This is a genomic window from Photobacterium chitinilyticum, from assembly GCF_004104355.1.
In the GTDB taxonomy this organism is placed as follows: domain Bacteria; phylum Pseudomonadota; class Gammaproteobacteria; order Enterobacterales; family Vibrionaceae; genus Photobacterium; species Photobacterium chitinilyticum.
Window position 1 is genome coordinate 378,685 of sequence record NZ_RJLM01000003.1, and the last position, 16,291, is coordinate 394,975.

Annotated in this window: 12 protein-coding genes; 1 reads left to right on the forward strand and 11 read right to left on the reverse strand. The window is 52.0% G+C overall.

Annotated features, from left to right (window positions below; genetic code table 11):
- Positions 1–103: 103 nt before the first annotated feature.
- The 3 genes from betA to betI form a co-directional block, all read right to left on the reverse strand.
- Positions 104–1,864 carry a choline dehydrogenase gene (gene betA, locus EDI28_RS10675; protein ID WP_128783833.1) on the reverse strand — a complete coding sequence of 587 codons (1,761 nt, stop codon included), beginning with the start codon at positions 1,862–1,864 and terminating at the stop codon, positions 104–106.
- An 80-nt stretch (positions 1,865–1,944) separates the two neighbouring features.
- Positions 1,945–3,405 carry a betaine-aldehyde dehydrogenase gene (gene betB, locus EDI28_RS10680; RefSeq protein ID WP_128783834.1) on the reverse strand — a complete coding sequence of 487 codons (1,461 nt, stop codon included), beginning with the start codon at positions 3,403–3,405 and terminating at the stop codon, positions 1,945–1,947.
- A 37-nt stretch (positions 3,406–3,442) separates the two neighbouring features.
- Positions 3,443–4,036: a transcriptional regulator BetI gene (betI, locus tag EDI28_RS10685; RefSeq protein ID WP_128783835.1), complete on the reverse strand. Its 594-nt coding sequence runs from the start codon at positions 4,034–4,036 to the stop codon at positions 3,443–3,445.
- Positions 4,037–4,608: 572 nt separating this feature from the next.
- Here betI and gbdR point away from each other — a divergent pair.
- Positions 4,609–5,778, forward strand: a complete 1,170-nt coding sequence (gene gbdR, locus EDI28_RS10690) for a choline metabolism transcriptional regulator GbdR (protein WP_128783836.1) — start codon at positions 4,609–4,611, stop codon at positions 5,776–5,778.
- Positions 5,779–5,807: 29 nt separating this feature from the next.
- Here gbdR and EDI28_RS10695 read toward each other — a convergent pair whose 3' ends face one another.
- The 8 genes from EDI28_RS10695 to EDI28_RS10730 all read right to left on the reverse strand — a co-directional run bounded on the left by EDI28_RS10695 (position 5,808) and on the right by EDI28_RS10730 (position 16,291).
- Positions 5,808–6,653 carry an electron transfer flavoprotein subunit beta gene (locus EDI28_RS10695; RefSeq protein ID WP_233353345.1) on the reverse strand — a complete coding sequence of 282 codons (846 nt, stop codon included), beginning with the start codon at positions 6,651–6,653 and terminating at the stop codon, positions 5,808–5,810.
- Positions 6,640–7,914 (reverse strand): electron transfer flavoprotein subunit alpha/FixB family protein, encoded by a 1,275-nt coding sequence (locus EDI28_RS10700; protein ID WP_128783837.1) that lies wholly within the window; start codon positions 7,912–7,914, stop codon positions 6,640–6,642. The genes EDI28_RS10695 and EDI28_RS10700 overlap by 14 nt, the downstream gene beginning before the upstream one ends.
- Positions 7,911–9,842, reverse strand: coding sequence for a (Fe-S)-binding protein (locus tag EDI28_RS10705; protein WP_128783838.1), 1,932 nt, complete (start codon positions 9,840–9,842; stop codon positions 7,911–7,913). Before EDI28_RS10705 ends, EDI28_RS10700 begins: the two co-directional genes overlap by 4 nt.
- Before the next feature lie 59 nt (positions 9,843–9,901).
- Positions 9,902–11,971 carry an NADH:flavin oxidoreductase gene (locus EDI28_RS10710; protein ID WP_128783839.1) on the reverse strand — a complete coding sequence of 690 codons (2,070 nt, stop codon included), beginning with the start codon at positions 11,969–11,971 and terminating at the stop codon, positions 9,902–9,904.
- A 12-nt stretch (positions 11,972–11,983) separates the two neighbouring features.
- The gene (locus EDI28_RS10715) at positions 11,984–12,538 is read right to left on the reverse strand and encodes a DUF5943 domain-containing protein (protein WP_128783840.1); all 555 of its coding nucleotides are present in this window, start codon (positions 12,536–12,538) and stop codon (positions 11,984–11,986) included.
- Positions 12,539–13,519 carry a dipeptidase gene (locus tag EDI28_RS10720; protein ID WP_128783841.1) on the reverse strand — a complete coding sequence of 327 codons (981 nt, stop codon included), beginning with the start codon at positions 13,517–13,519 and terminating at the stop codon, positions 12,539–12,541.
- 133 nt (positions 13,520–13,652) lie between these two features.
- Positions 13,653–15,392 carry a formate--tetrahydrofolate ligase gene (locus EDI28_RS10725; RefSeq protein ID WP_233353346.1) on the reverse strand — a complete coding sequence of 580 codons (1,740 nt, stop codon included), beginning with the start codon at positions 15,390–15,392 and terminating at the stop codon, positions 13,653–13,655.
- Positions 15,392–16,291, reverse strand: coding sequence for a methylenetetrahydrofolate reductase (locus EDI28_RS10730; RefSeq protein ID WP_128783842.1), 900 nt, complete (start codon positions 16,289–16,291; stop codon positions 15,392–15,394). The genes EDI28_RS10725 and EDI28_RS10730 overlap by 1 nt, the downstream gene beginning before the upstream one ends.

Genomic DNA, 16,291 nt, shown 5'->3' on the forward strand with positions numbered 1-16,291 from the left:
ATTGTTTTCTTCGTCTTCATGACTCTTCCTTTATCCATGTTTGTTAAGCCAAATCTGTTAAGTAATGGCTCTTCTCATATCTGGCGAGAAGGCTGATTTGTTCTCAAAAGTCAGCTTGCTTGTTTTGGTAATTAAGCCGCTTCGTTTTCAGTATTTTTTCGGTAATAGTGTCTGGGGGTATCAGACGCTGAGCGGAGCCAACACGCTGCTCTGTTTCCCAGTTAGGGGCAATCCAGGTTTGTGCATCAGAAGACGCAAGCGGAGCATGACCCAAAATGGCATCGGCGACTTTCTCTGCCACCATGATTGTCGGCGCATTGAGGTTCCCGTTCGGAATTGTCGGGAACACCGACGAGTCGACAACTCGCAGAGAGTCAATTCCCCTGACCTGACAATTCTCGTTCAGCACGGCCATAGGATCGTTATCGGATCCCATCTTGCAGGTACACGACGGATGGTAGGCACTTTCGACGTTTTGGCGAACCCAGGCATCAATTGCTTCATCGCTGGTAACACCAGCTCCCGGTTGGATTTCCTTACCGCGGTACTCATCCATTGCCGGTTGAGCCAATATTTCACGGGTCAGGCGGATACAATCACGCCAATCCTGTATATCTTGCTCTGTACTAATGTAGTTGAATTCGATGTTTGGCTTTTGATGCGGATCGTTAGATTCCACCCAGATACGGCCACGGCTTTGCGGTTTGTTCGGACCGACATGCACCTGAAAACCATGGCCATCAAAAGCTACCTGGCCGTCATAGCGCATCGCCGCCGGCAAGAAATGATACTGAATATTGGGCCATTTCAGCCCGGCACGAGAGCGGATAAAAGCACACGACTCAAAGTGGTTGGTGGCTCCCAGACCATCTCTGCGTAATATCCAGCGCGTACCGATCAGCCCTTTGCTAATTAGCCCCAGCTTGCTGTTCAGCGTTATCGGCTGATGGCATTCATATTGGAAATAGACTTCCAGGTGGTCTTGCAGATTCTCCCCGACACCCGGCAAATCATGCTCTACCGCAATTCCGGCTTGCTCCAATACCGCCTTGGGCCCCACCCCCGACAGTTGAAGAAGCTGCACCGAGCCGACAGAGCCCGCCGACAACAGCACTTCCTTGTTGGCAAAAACAGACTCAACCTTACCACCCAACTCAATCTCAACCCCGATAGCCTGTTTGTTTTCAAGCAATACCTTGCGGCTGACAACGCCCGTTTTGACGGTCAGGTTGCTGCGCTTCATGGCTCGACGCAGATACGCATTCGAGGTTGAGGCGCGTACACCTTTATCAACCGTCATATGCATAGGGCCAAAGCCTTCCTGCTGATAGCCGTTATAATCATCAGTCTTCGGATAGCCCGCTTGCTGTCCGGCACCGATAAATGCCTGATACAAAGGGTTCAGCGTCATATTGTTGCCGTTACAGGTTGCCAACGGACCGTCGCCACCGCGGTAAATATCTTCACCGCTAATCCATGATTCAGCGCGGCGGAAATACGGCAGGCACTCCTGATAACTCCAACCTGCCGCGCCATGCTCAACCCACTCATCAAAGTCGCAGGCATGGCCTCGCACATACACCATGCCATTAATGGACGAGCTACCACCCAGTACACGTCCTCGCGGACAATGCAAACGGCGGTTATCGATACCGGCCTCAGGCTTTGATTCAAACTGCCATGCGTACTTATCGCTGTTCATTGGGTACGACAGTGCTGTCGGCATTTGAATAAAAATGCTTCTGTCACTCCCGCCAGCCTCTAGTAATAAAACGCTATGTTCACCCGAGGCCGTTAAACGGTCAGCTAACACACAGCCGGCTGATCCCGCTCCGACAATGATATAATCGTAGGTTTTGTTCATTTGATTTCCCTTTCAATTCTGTGGTGAAGATTAAAACCTGCTGTTATCAGCAGCTCCCGTCATTGCTGATATCTGTCGGCTTAATCATAAGGGCACTCAAGATCACCAAGCTCAATCATCACACTCTTGTTCTGGGTGTAATGGTTGAGTGTTTCGATTCCATTTTCCCGTCCAATACCAGATTGTTTGTAGCCTCCCACTGGCATTTCTGCCGGCGAACCGCCCCATGTATTCACCCAGCAAATACCGGCTTCAATCTGAGCTATCACCCGGTGTGCGCGAGAAAGATTTTGGGTAAACAAACCGGCAGCAAGTCCATACTGGGTGGCATTTGCCCGTTGAATCACCTCGTCTTCATCGGTAAATCGCAAGATAGACATCACCGGGCCAAAGATCTCATCCTGAACCTGGGGCATATCATCGGTACAGTCGGCAAAGATGGTCGGTTGAACAAAATATCCCTTATCGAGTCCGTTAGCTGTTTCACGCTCGCCACCGCAGATCAGGCGGGCACCGGACTCTTTTCCGGCCTGGATAAACCCGAGTACTTTTTCGAGATGTTCGCCTGAAATCAGCGCGCCGATCTGTGTCGACATATCAGCCGGATCGCCAACAACCAACTTGTTGGTACGGTGAGCAAGCTGCTCGATAAACTGGTCGTAAATCGCATCATGGACAAAGACACGAGTGCCATTAGTGCAGACTTCACCCTGGGTGTAGAAATTGGCCAGCATGGCAGCTGAAACCGCATTGTCTAACTTGGCATCATCAAACACGATCAAAGGGGATTTACCGCCAAGCTCCATCGTAATGTCTTTAAGCGTACCGGCCGCATCAGCCATCACTTTTTTGCCGGTACCGGATTCGCCGGTAAAAGAAACCTTGGCAATATCCGGGTGGCGTGAAAGCATCTGACCAACACGGTAATCGCCCTGAACAACGTTAAACACGCCGTCAGGTACACCTGCCTCGGTAAAGATCTCTGCCAGCTTCAATACCGACAGAGGGGTTTCTTCAGACGGCTTGAATACCATGGCGTTACCTGCTGCCAATGCCGGTGCCGATTTCCACATTGCAATCTGGATTGGATAGTTCCACGCACCGATTCCGGCACAAACACCCAGAGGTTCTCGCCGGGTATAGAAAAACTGACCGTGACCCAGATCTTGTTGCTGACCTTGGATTGCCGCGGCAAGCCCTGCGTAGTACTCTATAACATCCGCACCAGTGGCAATATCGACTTCGATGGCCTCCTGGATCGGCTTGCCAGTATCTTTGACTTCCAGCTTGGCCAGTTCATCATTGCGCTCACGGAGAATCGCCACCGCCCGCGTCAAGATACGGCCTCTTTCCATGCCACTCATCGCTGACCACACTTTGAAACCTTCTTGTGCCGAAGCGATAGTACGGTCAACATCCTGAACTGATGCCAGCCCGATCTCAGCCAGCTTCTCACCCGTTGCCGGATTGTAGGTTGCAAACGTTTCTCCCGACGAGGCTTCAGTTGCCTGACCATGGATGTAAAGGGACTTCATTTTCATCAAAATGCCTTGATAATTAATGTTTATTATGAGTTTGTCAGTTCAAGTACGGAGCGAGTTGTTTTTGCAGGTAATCTGAGATGATCTGTTGTGCTTTTTCCGGGCAAATTCCATCGGGATTCAGCGCGCCTCTCAGCCAGATCCCGTCGATAAGCGCAGCAACTCCCTGTGCGACAAAAAGGGCCTGTTCAGAAGGTAAAATTTTCTTGAGCTCAAAACGAAGGTGTGACAACAAACGGCGTTCATTGACACGCTGAAGCCGATGCAAACTAGTGTCATGCATAGACTGAGCCCAGAATGCCAACCAGGTTTTCACCACTTTGCTTTCGACTTGATAGCCATCAAAATTAGCCGCAACAATTGCCTTGACCCTTGCCGTCACATCATCTTTGTCCACAGTGCGGAGGTGCTCAATGGATGTCGCCGACAATTGACGGAGCACCGAACGCATCGTCTCCTCTAGCAAACCATGCTTACCGCCAAAATAGTGGTTAATGATCCCAGGAGAAACGCCAGCCTTACGACTTATCAAAATCACACTTGCACCCGAAAGCCCAACTTCGTCAATAACGGCCATTGTCGCCTCAACGAGCTGTGGTTTACGAATTTCAGGCATTCCTACTTTTGGCATACTTGCTACCCAAATGTTTCTTGATTGAACGTTTAATTAAAAATAAATTTACATATTATTGACAGCAAGTCAAAAAATGTTTCGTACCGTAATGAATACCAAGAGCTACACCTCACATAAAACAAGCGTAAGGCTATGATTTTAAATAAACTAATTTAAATTCAAAAAAAACAGCTTGATTTAAATGTTTTGTGTCGAAAACAAGTTTCTGTCATCTGACTAGATATCATCAATGACTAAGCCATTACCCGTGGAGCTATGCATGATCTCAACTTGTAATGACAAATAGGGCCTGCGATTTGTTTAGAGTTCTAACCTTTACAGAGATTGCAAATTCAAGCGATTCACCGGATTTAGCCATTTATTTATGGCTTGCACTTTAATTCCCCCCCTTTAATCTCCCTTATTGAGCTAACTCTCGATAAAAAAATTTACTTTTTATGAACCCTGAATTACACAGAAAGAGAAGGTGATTTTTCTTAGTATTTAAAACGCTGAGTACTGTAAGGATTTTGCGGGAATTGACACCACTCGACCCATCACGATCATGTGGCAAATTAGGGGAACTGGCGATGACCTCAATAACAACACAACAACCCATGCGCATCGGTTTTTATCTCACTCACAATTTCACCATGATCGCGATGGCGTCAGCCGTTGAAGTATTGCGCATGGCCAATCAGCTCTCGGGAGAACGGCTGTATCAGTGGTTTACTCTCAGTGAAAATGGCGAACCTGTTGCCGCCAGCGATGCACTTGAAGTGAGGGTCGATGACCGTATTCCATCCCAGCTACCGCTTGATTCACTGATTATCTGCGGTGGTGTTCAGGTTGAACGTAGCTGTACCCCACAACTGACAAGTTGGCTTTGCCAGCTTGATCGCCAGCAAAAAATCCTCGGTGGAATCTGTACCGGCAGCTATGCTCTGGCAAAAGCAGGGGTAATGGCAAATCAACACTGCGCCATTCACTGGGAGCACCTGGCCGGACTTCAGGAGTTGTTTCCCTCGGTTAAGATCACCAATAAACTGTTCTCTCTCAGTGACAGGCGAATGACCAGCACAGGCGGGACAGCACCGATGGACATGATGCTCACTTTGGTGGCGAAGCAACACGGCAACAAACTCAGTGCGGCAATATCGGAAATGTTCATGTGTGAGCGGATCCGCAATGGCAAGGATGTGCAAAAAGTACCGCTTCGCAGCCTGGTCGGAACGTCCCAGCCTAAGTTGCTTGAAATCGTCTCTCTGATGGAAGCCAATCTGGAAGAACCCATCGGGATGGATGAGCTGGCTGGATTTGTCGATCTGTCACGGCGCCAACTGGAAAGACTGTTCCAGAAACATCTACAATGTTCACCTTCGCGCTACTACCTCCAACTACGGCTTAGCCGAGCCAAACAGCTGCTCACGCAAACCAACTTGTCAATTATCGAGGTTTCCGTAGCCTGTGGGTTTGTTTCAACACCCCATTTTAGTAAATGCTACCGCGATTGTTTTGGTATTCCGCCTCGTCATGAACGTCAGGGGATCTCGTCACAACCGATTGCTACTGAGCACCCCTTATCTACAGAGCAACAAATTGTTACCGAGCAAACCGTATCTACCGAGCACTCAGTGATTACCGGACTTCCTATCATTACTGATCTTCCGGCACTCACCGAGATGACTAGACTGCAGGATGACAGTCTATTCGATATCGGTTTTGACGATCCAAATGTTGTTCCCAACGAAGCCTGCTAGCCTCTTAATTAATCAGAGGCTTTTACGATTTAATTCAAAGGCTTAAAAGGCGCTCGTTTCAGAAGCCCTTCTTCTCGAAGCAAGGCTAAAATAGCTTCGGCAGCCTGTTGGGGAGAGGTGTCTTGTAATACCTTGCCCGCCTGGCCCGGCGTCACCGTTGTTGCTGCTTTCATCCGTTCTGCAGCAGTTTTCGCCGTGATGATCTTCAGCCGTTTGGGGCGCTGTTTTGCTGGCTGTAGTTGCCATTGAGATTGTTCGCTATCTGCCGCAAGTTCAAGTTCTGACTCATGTTCGGAATCATATTCAGATTCGAGCACATTGATGGTGCCATCACGCGCTTTTAAGAACGCACTTTGCCTTGCCTGCGGTGCCGCACCGTTAATGGTTACCATCACAGCTTGCTTGACCAGTAATTTTCGGCGCTGACCACGTGGTAGCGCCTGCAACAATTCGATATGTCCATCTGCAACACCTACCAAACCTGCTATATGCGGCACAATTGCCCAGCCAAGCTGATCTGCCAACAGGTAAGGTAGCAAACCCGACGCTTCCCCCCATTCGGCCTGTTCACCGCATAATACCAAATCGGGCTCCGCTTCATTCACATACTGAGCCAGTGCCGATAACGGATCGGAAAACTCTGGCAGTTTGAGCACGGTTATCTGCCCGATTCCCATCCCCAGATAATCTCGCAATGCCGACTGTTCCAACTCACCTGCATTGCCAGCGTGAATAACCTCAATCAAGGCACCTGCCTGTTGCAATGCCAGCTCAATCGCCTGTGCATCTAGTGAAGCACGGCATGGACCCCCAGTTAACGGATGCATACCGGTCGACACCAACACCATGATTTTCAGTGGCTCACACAGCATCATCCCACTTCTCCTTTGCCTGTTCTCGATCAAATTCCGTCAGTTCCCTAACCCTGATTTCACTCTCAGCGCGGTTAATACTATCAACCAGAGCCTGCATGATCTTGCTGCTGTCACCGATCACGCTAAGATCTGCCCGGCTCACCATGGCACATCCGGGATCAAGATTGATGGCGATCACTGTATTGCAATGGGTCATTCCCTGCAGATGCTGGATCGCCCCGGAGATCCCCATCGCCAAATAAACGCGGGCTGAGACCAAGGTTCCGGATGCACCAACCTGGGTTGATCGTGGCATGTTGCCATCATCCACCGCCACGCGACTCGCCCCCTCGGTTGCTCCCAGTGCAGCTGCCACTTGATGAAACAACGGCCAGTCCGTTACGCCATTCCCACCTGCAACCACAAACTCCGCTTCCATCAAGGAAACAGAACTGGGATCTACGGCGACCAAGCCCAAATCTTCAATTTTTGACGGTACTGGTGGCGTCATTTCCGGCGCAGCCTTTTCCCGCATAAGCACGTCCAGCTCAACCGGGATTGCCTGATAACGGTAGTTACTCACCGGGTCGGCGATCTGTTCCGCCACCAGCAAGATACGCTCATGTGGACGACGATACTCGTTGCCACTTTGTCCTGCACGGCACCATATCCAGTTGTCATCAATTTCTACCACCCCGGTAGCTGCTCGCTCATCTAGCCTGGCGGCCAGGCGACGACCGAGATCGGCACTGTTCATAGTCTGATCGCCAAACAGCCAGTAACGGGGAGCAAACTGCTTGTCAGCCTGTTGCAGCAAAGCGAGCTGGTACTCAGGTTGGTATCCTTCCTCTCCGAACCAAGAGAGATCCAGTAGCCGATCAACACCAGCTTCGGCGAAACGGTCATCTTTTACCGTGCCAAATACCACTGCCAGCACAGCTCCGCGGCCCTCAAGTTCTTGGTCACCTTTATTATCATAACCAATACCGCCGTTCGCCAATTGCTGCGCCAACCCCAACATGTCTTTATCTGCACTGGTTAGCCTCCCTCCATTCATCTCGGGTACAACGACGATATAAAATTCAGGATTTTCTACTCGATGCAGAGGCAACCGAGAGGAGTCCCAATCTTTGGGCTCTATTGTGGGAGTGGCTCCAGAACTGGCGACACTCGCCTGAGACTGATTGACAAGATATTGATTTTCAAGGCCAAGGTGCAAAGGATGAAGGCGATTACGCTGAATACGCTCATGACGAGGGTCGCGACGGGGAAATTTGTTCATGATGCCTCCACTTCGCCAGATTGAAAATGCTGAACCTGCGGCGGCAAGGCTTCCAACAGCAACTCGGCAATATCACGCACCTCGGGGCGAGGCTCAACGCCCCCTTCCAGCATTAGGCTGCACTGCGGGCAGGCAACAACAACGATTTCAGCCCCTGTATCCCTCACATCATCCATTCGCATATCCGATATCCGGCGCTTGCCTGCAACATCGGAGACAGGCGCACCACCACCGCCACCACAGCAACGGGAGCGATAGCCCGAACGCTCCATTTCCTTAATGTTGATCCCGATAGCCCGTAACAGAGATCGAGGAGCTTCATAGCCGCCGTTATAGCGTCCCAGATAACAAGGGTCGTGGTAAGTCACCGACAACTCCTGAAAGGGTTTAAGCTTCAGGCTTCCCTGATCGACCAGTTCTGCCAGCAACTGGGTATGGTGGCAAACGTCATAGTTGCCGCCAAAGTCGGGATACTCGTTCTTCAGGATGTGAAACGCATGCGGATCCGCCGTCACAATGCGTCTAAATGTATATTGGCTCAATGTGTGTATATTGGTTCTGGCAAGACGCTGAAAGGTTGCCTCATCACCGAGGCGACGGGCCAGATCACCGCAATCAAGTTCTTCATTGCCCAGCACGGCAAAATCAACCTTAGCCCGTCGAAACAGGGTGACCAGAGCCCGAAGCGTGCGCTGGTTGCGCATGTCAAACGCCCCGTCACCGGCCCAAAGCAGCACATCAGCTTGCTTCACTTCGGCCATCAGAGGAATGTGCAGATCTACAGCCCAATTATGACGCTGCAGCGGTGGGTTACCATTGGGGTTATCTGTGGCGATAAGGTTTTTGAGAATGTCCGGCCCTTTACCCGGTGTTGCGCCCTGCTCTAGGGTCAGATAACGGCGCAGATCGACAATCACATCCACATGCTCGATCATCATCGGGCACTCCTCAACGCAGGCCCGGCACGTCGTGCATGACCAGACGGTATCCGGATCCAGTAAGCCTTCGAACAAAGACTGTTCAGGCCCGCCACAAATGGCTTTCTCGCCAAGTTGTTGTTCTTGACCCGGATGCGCGCTGCCATGATAGGCCGTCGTCGAACCGCCAGTCATACCGACTACCATATCCTGGATCAACTTTTTCGGATTCAACGGTTGACCGGCTGCAAAGGCCGGGCACGCCTTCTCACAGCGGCCACATTGCACGCAGGCATCAAAGCCCAGCAGCTGGTTCCAGTGAAAATCAGTTGATTTAGCTACCCCCAAATGCGGCTCGGTCAAGTCAAGCGGCCTGAGTCCCGTTGACTGACCACCGCCAAAGCGCTCAGGGCGAGGATGGAAAGCCAGATGTAGTGCGCCAGCAAAAGCATGTTTCATGGGGCCGCCCCAGGTCATCCCAAGCAGCATTTCGCCCATGCCTGCTATCATTGCGAGCCCCAGCAAAACAAGCAGTATCGACGGCAAGGACTCTATCCCGAACAAGCCAAAGGCACTTACCAGCAAGAATGTTCCTGCAAATACATTGAGGCTTTTCGGTAGCCTCATCCAGGGGCCGGTAGACAAATGAGTTGGCACCAGCCGACGTCGCTTTGCCACCAGTTGCGCCCCCAGTAACATCACTGCACAGGCAATAAGCGCCACCAGGTGCATCACACTGTTATCTAGGCCAAGAAGATAAATAACGCTCAGCGTCACCATCGCAGCAACGAAGCCTCCGGCTGTTGCCACATGCATGTGAGCTATCGCTCTGTCGCGGGCTACGACGTGATGGAGATCAACCAGATACCGTCTCGGAATGCTCGAAAGCCCAGCCCAGACATTGACCTCAAAAGGTTTGCCCCTACGCCAGAGCATCACCCGACGAACGGCACCAAACAACGTGATTAGCAATCCCAGCAATAACAGCACGGAAACTAAAGGTGTCAGCATCGTTCTCCCCTTTCTGTGCGAGTCCTGAGGCGATAAGTATTAAGTCAAAATCTGTACAATCAAAAATCTTTGCAAAGACGCAAGGCGTCATAAATCGCAGCATGAATGTTACGCTGCGAGGCACAATCACCGATCCGGTACAACAGGTAGCCTTTACCACTATCCGTGAAATGAGCCATTTCCGGCTGTGGCTTGGCAGCGTATAGTGCTGCCAGATCAAGCTGGCCTTGGTTGATCGAGTCCGGTTTCAATTGGTAATACAGGGCTTCACAAGGCCGGATACCATTTTCTATCACCACCTGATCCACCACCCGCTCTTCCCGCTGCTGGGTATACTCGTTCTCCAGCACGGCAATGACTTTTTCGCCCTCCCGGTATACCTGTTCCAAACGAAAGTCCGGCGTCATGATCACCTCACGCTGGTAGAGGCTGCGATAATAGGTCGGAAAAGTGGTACCACCGACAGCCACTCCAGGTTTCAAGTCATCCGTCACCAATTCAACCAGTGCACCTTTCGCCGCCAGATAATCGGCAACCGACATCCCCGAAAACTCACAGATAGTATCGTAGACCAGCACCTTGCTACCCGGCTCTACCCTGCCACTCAGAATATCCCAGCTACTGACAACCAAACCGTCCTGCGCTCCCCAGCCCGGAAACTGCTCAATGAACGGCTTACCACCGATCGCCAGAATCACCACATCAGGGCTCAGCGCCAGAATACCTTCGGCGTCGGCTTCGGTGTCCATTTCCAGACTAACGCCCAGTCGCGTCAGCTCCAGCTCGAACCAACGAGTGATCCCTGCAATTTGCTCCCGCTGCGGTGCTTTGGCAGCCAGCGTGATCTGTCCGCCAAGCCGGGAGCACTTTTCGATCAAAGTGACATCATGGCCACGTTCGGCACAAACACGCGCCGCCTCCATGCCAGCTGGCCCACCACCTACTACCACAACCTTGCGAATCGGGCCGCCAGTTTTCTTAATGATATGGGGCATGGTCTCTTCACGCGAAGTCGCCGCATTTTGCAGACAGAGTACATCCAGCCCCTGGTACTGACGATCGATGCAATAATTGGCACCGACGCACTGGCGGATCTGATCAACCTGCCCCAACCGGATTTTGGCAATCAGGTGAGGATCGGCAATATGGGCTCGAGTCATTCCGACAAAATCTACATAGCCGCCTTCCAGCACACGTTCAGCCTGAGTGGGATCCTTAATATTCTGAGCATGGATCACCGGCACGCTAACCACCTGCTTGATGCCAGCCGCCAGATGCAAAAACGGCTCGGGCGGATAACTCATATTGGGGATCACGTTGGCAAGGGTGTTATGGGTATCGCACCCTGAGCCGACAACACCGAAATAGTCCACCAGATCAGTCGCATCGTAATACGCCGCAATCTGCTTCATGTCGTCATGGGTCAAACCATCAGGATGGAACTCGTCACCACAAATTCGCATGCCGACAGCAAAATCAGGGCCGACTTCACGGCGAACAGCTTCCAGCACCTTAAGGCCAAAGCGCATTCTGTTTTCGAAGCTTCCCCCCCATTCATCGTCCCGCTTGTTGACTCTCGGGCTCCAAAACTGGTCAATCAGATGCTGATGAACCGCCGACAGCTCAACACCGTCCAACCCTCCCGCCTTTACCCGGCGAGCGGCGGCGGCATAATCATCAATGATCCGCTCAATCTCTTCAGGCTCGATAGTTTTGCAGGTTGCCCGGTGAACCGGTTCACGAATACCACTTGGGCTGAGAAGATGCGGCCAGTCCCCACCGTCCCAGCGCGATCGGCGTCCCATGTGGGTGATCTGAATCATGATATGCGCGCCGTGCTGGTGAACCGCCTCAGCCAATTGCTGCAGGTGAGGAATAACCTCATCGGTACAGAGGTTCACCGACTTCCACCATCCTTGCGGACTGTCTATCGAGACTGGACTCGATCCGCCGCAAATACATAACCCGATCCCGCCTTTGGCTTTTTCCTCGTAATAACGAATATAACGCTCGGTCGGCATCCCATTTAAGGTGGCGTAGACTTCGGCATGGGCGGTACTGACTATCCGGTTGCGGATCATCAGCTTATTAATCGCCAGCGGCTGGAAAATAGCATCAAACTGCGACATCCCCACTCCTTATCAATTGTCCCTGGGCATCACTTCAAACAGGCCGTAATCACAACCTATCTGTGCCTCACTCTGTTGCTGGATGGCAACCGTCTCTATCGGCAGGCCTATCCCCCGGGTGATTTGATCCATCGCACCGGCAAACCAGCCCGTGAACATGTAATCCACTTTGCGATCAACCTTGCCGTAGTGATAAACGAAAGCCGAATGGTGTAACCGCACTTTGGCCCGTCCCTCCGAGGTATCCAGGCTCTCAATGACAAACTGGCCCCAGCCCCGTTGCGACAGGCGCTTCATATAATGCTCAAACACCTCTGCGCCCTGCAGGCCGTGGGTTTCCGATTCTTTTTCGCACCAGTAATAAGCCGATTGGTAGCCAGCGGCATAGAGGATCTCGGCATACTTCTCGGCCCCGAGAGCCTCTTCCACTGCGGTGTGATTATTGATAAAAAAGTGCCTTGGAACATACAGCATCGGGAGCCCGTTGGTACTCCAGACGCCGGTCTCACTGTCCACCTCAATTGGGACTTCAGGGGCATGTATTTTCGAGTACGGTGATGTTGTCATCTATTCGTCCCACACTTCTTTGAGGACCCGGACCCAGTTATCCCCCATGATTTTCTTCACTCTGCTCTCCGGCCAGCCGTGATCCAGCAGAGCCTCAGTCAGGTTAGGAAATTCTCCGACGGTACGGATCCCCTTGGGGTTGATGATCTCACCAAAACGCGTCAACCTGCGGGCATAGCCCTTGTCATGAGTCAGCCACTCGAAGAAAGCCTGATCATGCCCCTGGGTAAAGTCGGTGCCGATCCCGACACAATCTTCGCCCACGATATTGACGATATAGTCAATCGCTTCGACATAGTCTTCTATGGTGGAGTTGATACCGTTTTTCAGAAAAGGCGCAAACATGGTGACCCCGATAAAGCCTCCATGATCGGCGATGAATCTCAGCTCATCATCTGATTTATTTCGGGGATGCTCCTTGAGTCCCAACGGAAGACAGTGGGAGTAACAGACTGGTTTTTTCGATGCCAGGATCACCTCCTGAGAGGTTGTTGCCCCGACATGGGAAAGATCACACATCATGCCGACCCGGTTCATCTCGGCAACAACTTCATGACCAAAACCGGATAATCCACCGTCCCGTTCATAACATCCCGTTCCGACCAAATTCTGGGTGTTGTAGGCCATCTGCGCGATCCCGACCCCGAGTTTTTTGAAGATCTCGACATAACCAATCTGATCTTCGAACGCATGTACATTTTGAAAACCCAGTATGATCCCGGTTTTGCCTTCCTCTTTGGCACGGTAAATATCTTCGGTACAACGTACAGGGCGGATCAGGTCATGGTGTTCGTGGAAGAGCCCGTTGAACTCGACAATATTGTTCATGGTTGCCTGAAAGCCTTCCCACACCGATACCGTGCAGTTGGCGGTCGTCAGTCCCCCTTTTGCCATATCCTCGAATAAGGCGCGATCCCATCTGGCAATGATCAGGCCATCAATAATGATTGACTGTTGGTGCAGTTGTGCGGCATCCGACATACATTCCCTCCTGCATGCTGCTATCGGCAAATCAGTTAAACAGCTGTCTTTATATACGACGGCCTCATAGTTAACGATATGTCATTGCCACCTGACGGACTGTGTAATAGCGACATCCGATGAAGTATTTCCGTCAAAACAACCCGGTAATTTCTCCGTACTCATCCAGCCTGATATCCAGCGCCGCCGGGTGACGCGGCAGACCAGGCATAGTCATGATGTCGCCACATATCACAACGACAAATCCCGCTCCGGCCATCAGGCGAACTTCTCTGACAGGCAAAGCGTGATTAACCGGCGCGCCCAAAACTCCGGGCTCCGATGAAAAGCTGTAAGGTGTTTTGGCAATACAGACAGGCAAATGACCAAAGCCAAGCTGGTGAATATCATCAAGCTGAGACAAGGCCTTGGTCGAAAAATGGACTTCGCCGGCACCATAGATCCGCGTTGCCACCGCCGTGATTTTCTCGTCCAGCGGCATATCATCCGAATATAGAGGCGTAACATTAGGTGGCGGTTGCTGGAGCAATTCGAGCACAGCTGCAGCCATATCCTGAGCACCTTCGCTGCCACGGGCCCAATGATCGGCAGACACGACTCTGGCTCCCGATGCCAGACAGCACCGCTGGATCACGGCTAACTCTTCATCGCTATCGCTGGGGAAACGGTTAATAGCCACCAGCGGGATCAGACCGAACTGCTGGATGTTCTGGATATGTCGCAGCAAATTAACCGAGCCGGCTTCGACTGCGGTCACATTAGGCTGCTCCAGAGCCTGCCTTTCAATTCCGCCCTGCATTTTCAATGCCCGTACGGTACAGACGAGCACCACCGCATCCGGTGACAAACCTGCCAGGCGGCATTTAATGTTGATAAACTTCTCGGCACCCAAATCCGCGCCAAAGCCCGCTTCTGTCACCACGACATCGCTAAGGGCCAGAGCCGCTCGTGTTGCCATCAGGGAACTACAACCATGGGCAATATTGGCAAAAGGGCCACCATGGACCAGTACCGGGTTGTGCTCAAGGCTCTGGATAAGATTCGGCATCATGGCTTCTTTGAGCAGCACTGTCATTGCACCGTCGGCACCTAAATCACGTACGGTCACGACGCTGCCATCACAGCGCCGCCCGATGATCATCTCGCTCAGCCGGTTCTGCAGATCTTTCGGGCCTTCGGCCAGACACAGCACCGCCATGATCTCCGAGGCAACAGTGATATCAAATCCCGACTCACGCGGGACACCATGAGCCGTCCCACCGAGCCCGCAGACAATATTGCGCAGAGCCCGCTCATTGAGATCCATTACCCGCCGCCAGCAGATCCGGCGGGGATCCAAGCCCAGTTCATTTCCCCAATGGATATGGTTATCAATCAGGGAAACAAGCAAGTTATGGGCAACCGTGATCGCATGAAAATCCCCGTTAAAGTGCAGGTTGAGATCTTCCATGGGAATCGCCTGCGACCGCCCTCCTCCAGCCGCTCCGCCCTTCATACCAAAGCACGGCCCCAGCGATGGTTCGCGCAGGCAAACAGTACTTTTTACCCCGAGGGCATTAAGTCCGTCTGACAGGCCAATACTGGTGGTGGTTTTGCCTTCCCCGGCCGTTGTCGGCGTCATTGCGGTTACCAGCACCAACTGGCCGCGTTGATGACTGACATCCAGCTGCGCCATGTCGATTTTGGCCTTGTAGTGGCCATAGGGGATCAGGGCATGAGGAAGCAAGCCCAGCCGCTCGGCAGCAACTTCAATCACTGGCCTCGGCGTCACTGCTCGGGCTATATCAATATCGGGTGCCCCCGGAGGCGGCAAGCAGTCCGGTGGAACTATCTCATTTGGAACCAAGGCAACATTGAGTTCATTTTTCATCATCAGTGAGCCCCCCTCAGCCATTTGGCGGACTGTTTCAATCCGCCAAACGGATACAAATGGATACCTTGAAAAGGCGTGCCGGCATTGATTGTCTGGTAACGGGCCATTTCCTGTACCAGCAAGTCTGGTGTCCAGGGTTTTAGCAACTGGGTAGTTTTTAGATTACGTCGTAACGCTGCAACCGACTCAACGACACCGCATTGCGCGGCATAGAAAAGTAAGTTCTTAAGCTGAGTGGGGCCTGGCATTCCAAGGTATACCGGCAAACTGCCAAGCAACTCCCGATAGCACTCCAGCCACTGAATAAAGATATCGGCATCAAACGAGAACTGGGTCACCACCCACATATTGAGTTGATTGGTTTCGGCATATTCTCGTTTAAAGGCGAGCGCATTGGTGAGTTCATAACTTGTTGCATGCGGGTGTCCCTCAGGGTGGCCCGCAACCCCGATGCCGCGCAATGGGTGCTTTGCCAACGCCCCTGATGCCAGCAGTGCAAGCGTATTGGAAAAAGGTCCCGCCGGTGGTTTTCTCTCTCCAGCTATCAGCAGAATATTGTAGACACCGATATGGGTCAGAGAAGAAAGCCATCGATGCAAACAAGCTTCGCTCGGCACAGCGCGAGCCGGTATATGGGGGATCGGCACCATCCCCCATAGCAGCAAGCGCTCACATGCCTCAAATGTCTCCTCAAATCGGCCTTTCGGCAAAAAAGGCACATATACCCAGGTTCCCGCCGATAACCAGTCAGGAGCAGTATGAAGCTTCAATACCTGCTTGGGCGTCGCTTCCAGCGAGGCTTCCGCCAGCAATTGCAGTAACCGAGGTTCAATATCGGACTCCATATCAGGTTCGCGGAATCCTTCCCCTCCTAGGCTCTTGTAGGCATCACACTTCAT

Excerpts from the sequence above, each read along its gene's own strand:
- EDI28_RS10710 (WP_128783839.1), bottom strand. The coding sequence starts at position 11,971 with ATGTCGCAGTTTGATGCTATTTTCCAGCCGCTGGCGATTAATAAGCTG.
- betI (WP_128783835.1), bottom strand. The coding sequence starts at position 4,036 with ATGCCAAAAGTAGGAATGCCTGAAATTCGTAAACCACAGCTCGTTGAG.
- EDI28_RS10725 (WP_233353346.1), bottom strand. The coding sequence starts at position 15,392 with ATGATGAAAAATGAACTCAATGTTGCCTTGGTTCCAAATGAGATAGTT.
- EDI28_RS10715 (WP_128783840.1), bottom strand. The coding sequence starts at position 12,538 with ATGACAACATCACCGTACTCGAAAATACATGCCCCTGAAGTCCCAATT.
- betB (WP_128783834.1), bottom strand. The coding sequence starts at position 3,405 with ATGAAAATGAAGTCCCTTTACATCCATGGTCAGGCAACTGAAGCCTCG.
- EDI28_RS10695 (WP_233353345.1), bottom strand. The coding sequence starts at position 6,653 with ATGATGCTGTGTGAGCCACTGAAAATCATGGTGTTGGTGTCGACCGGT.
- betA (WP_128783833.1), bottom strand. The coding sequence starts at position 1,864 with ATGAACAAAACCTACGATTATATCATTGTCGGAGCGGGATCAGCCGGC.
- EDI28_RS10700 (WP_128783837.1), bottom strand. The coding sequence starts at position 7,914 with ATGAACAAATTTCCCCGTCGCGACCCTCGTCATGAGCGTATTCAGCGT.
- EDI28_RS10730 (WP_128783842.1), bottom strand. The coding sequence starts at position 16,291 with ATGAAGTGTGATGCCTACAAGAGCCTAGGAGGGGAAGGATTCCGCGAA.
- EDI28_RS10705 (WP_128783838.1), bottom strand. The coding sequence starts at position 9,842 with ATGCTGACACCTTTAGTTTCCGTGCTGTTATTGCTGGGATTGCTAATC.
- gbdR (WP_128783836.1), top strand. The coding sequence starts at position 4,609 with ATGACCTCAATAACAACACAACAACCCATGCGCATCGGTTTTTATCTC.
- EDI28_RS10720 (WP_128783841.1), bottom strand. The coding sequence starts at position 13,519 with ATGTCGGATGCCGCACAACTGCACCAACAGTCAATCATTATTGATGGC.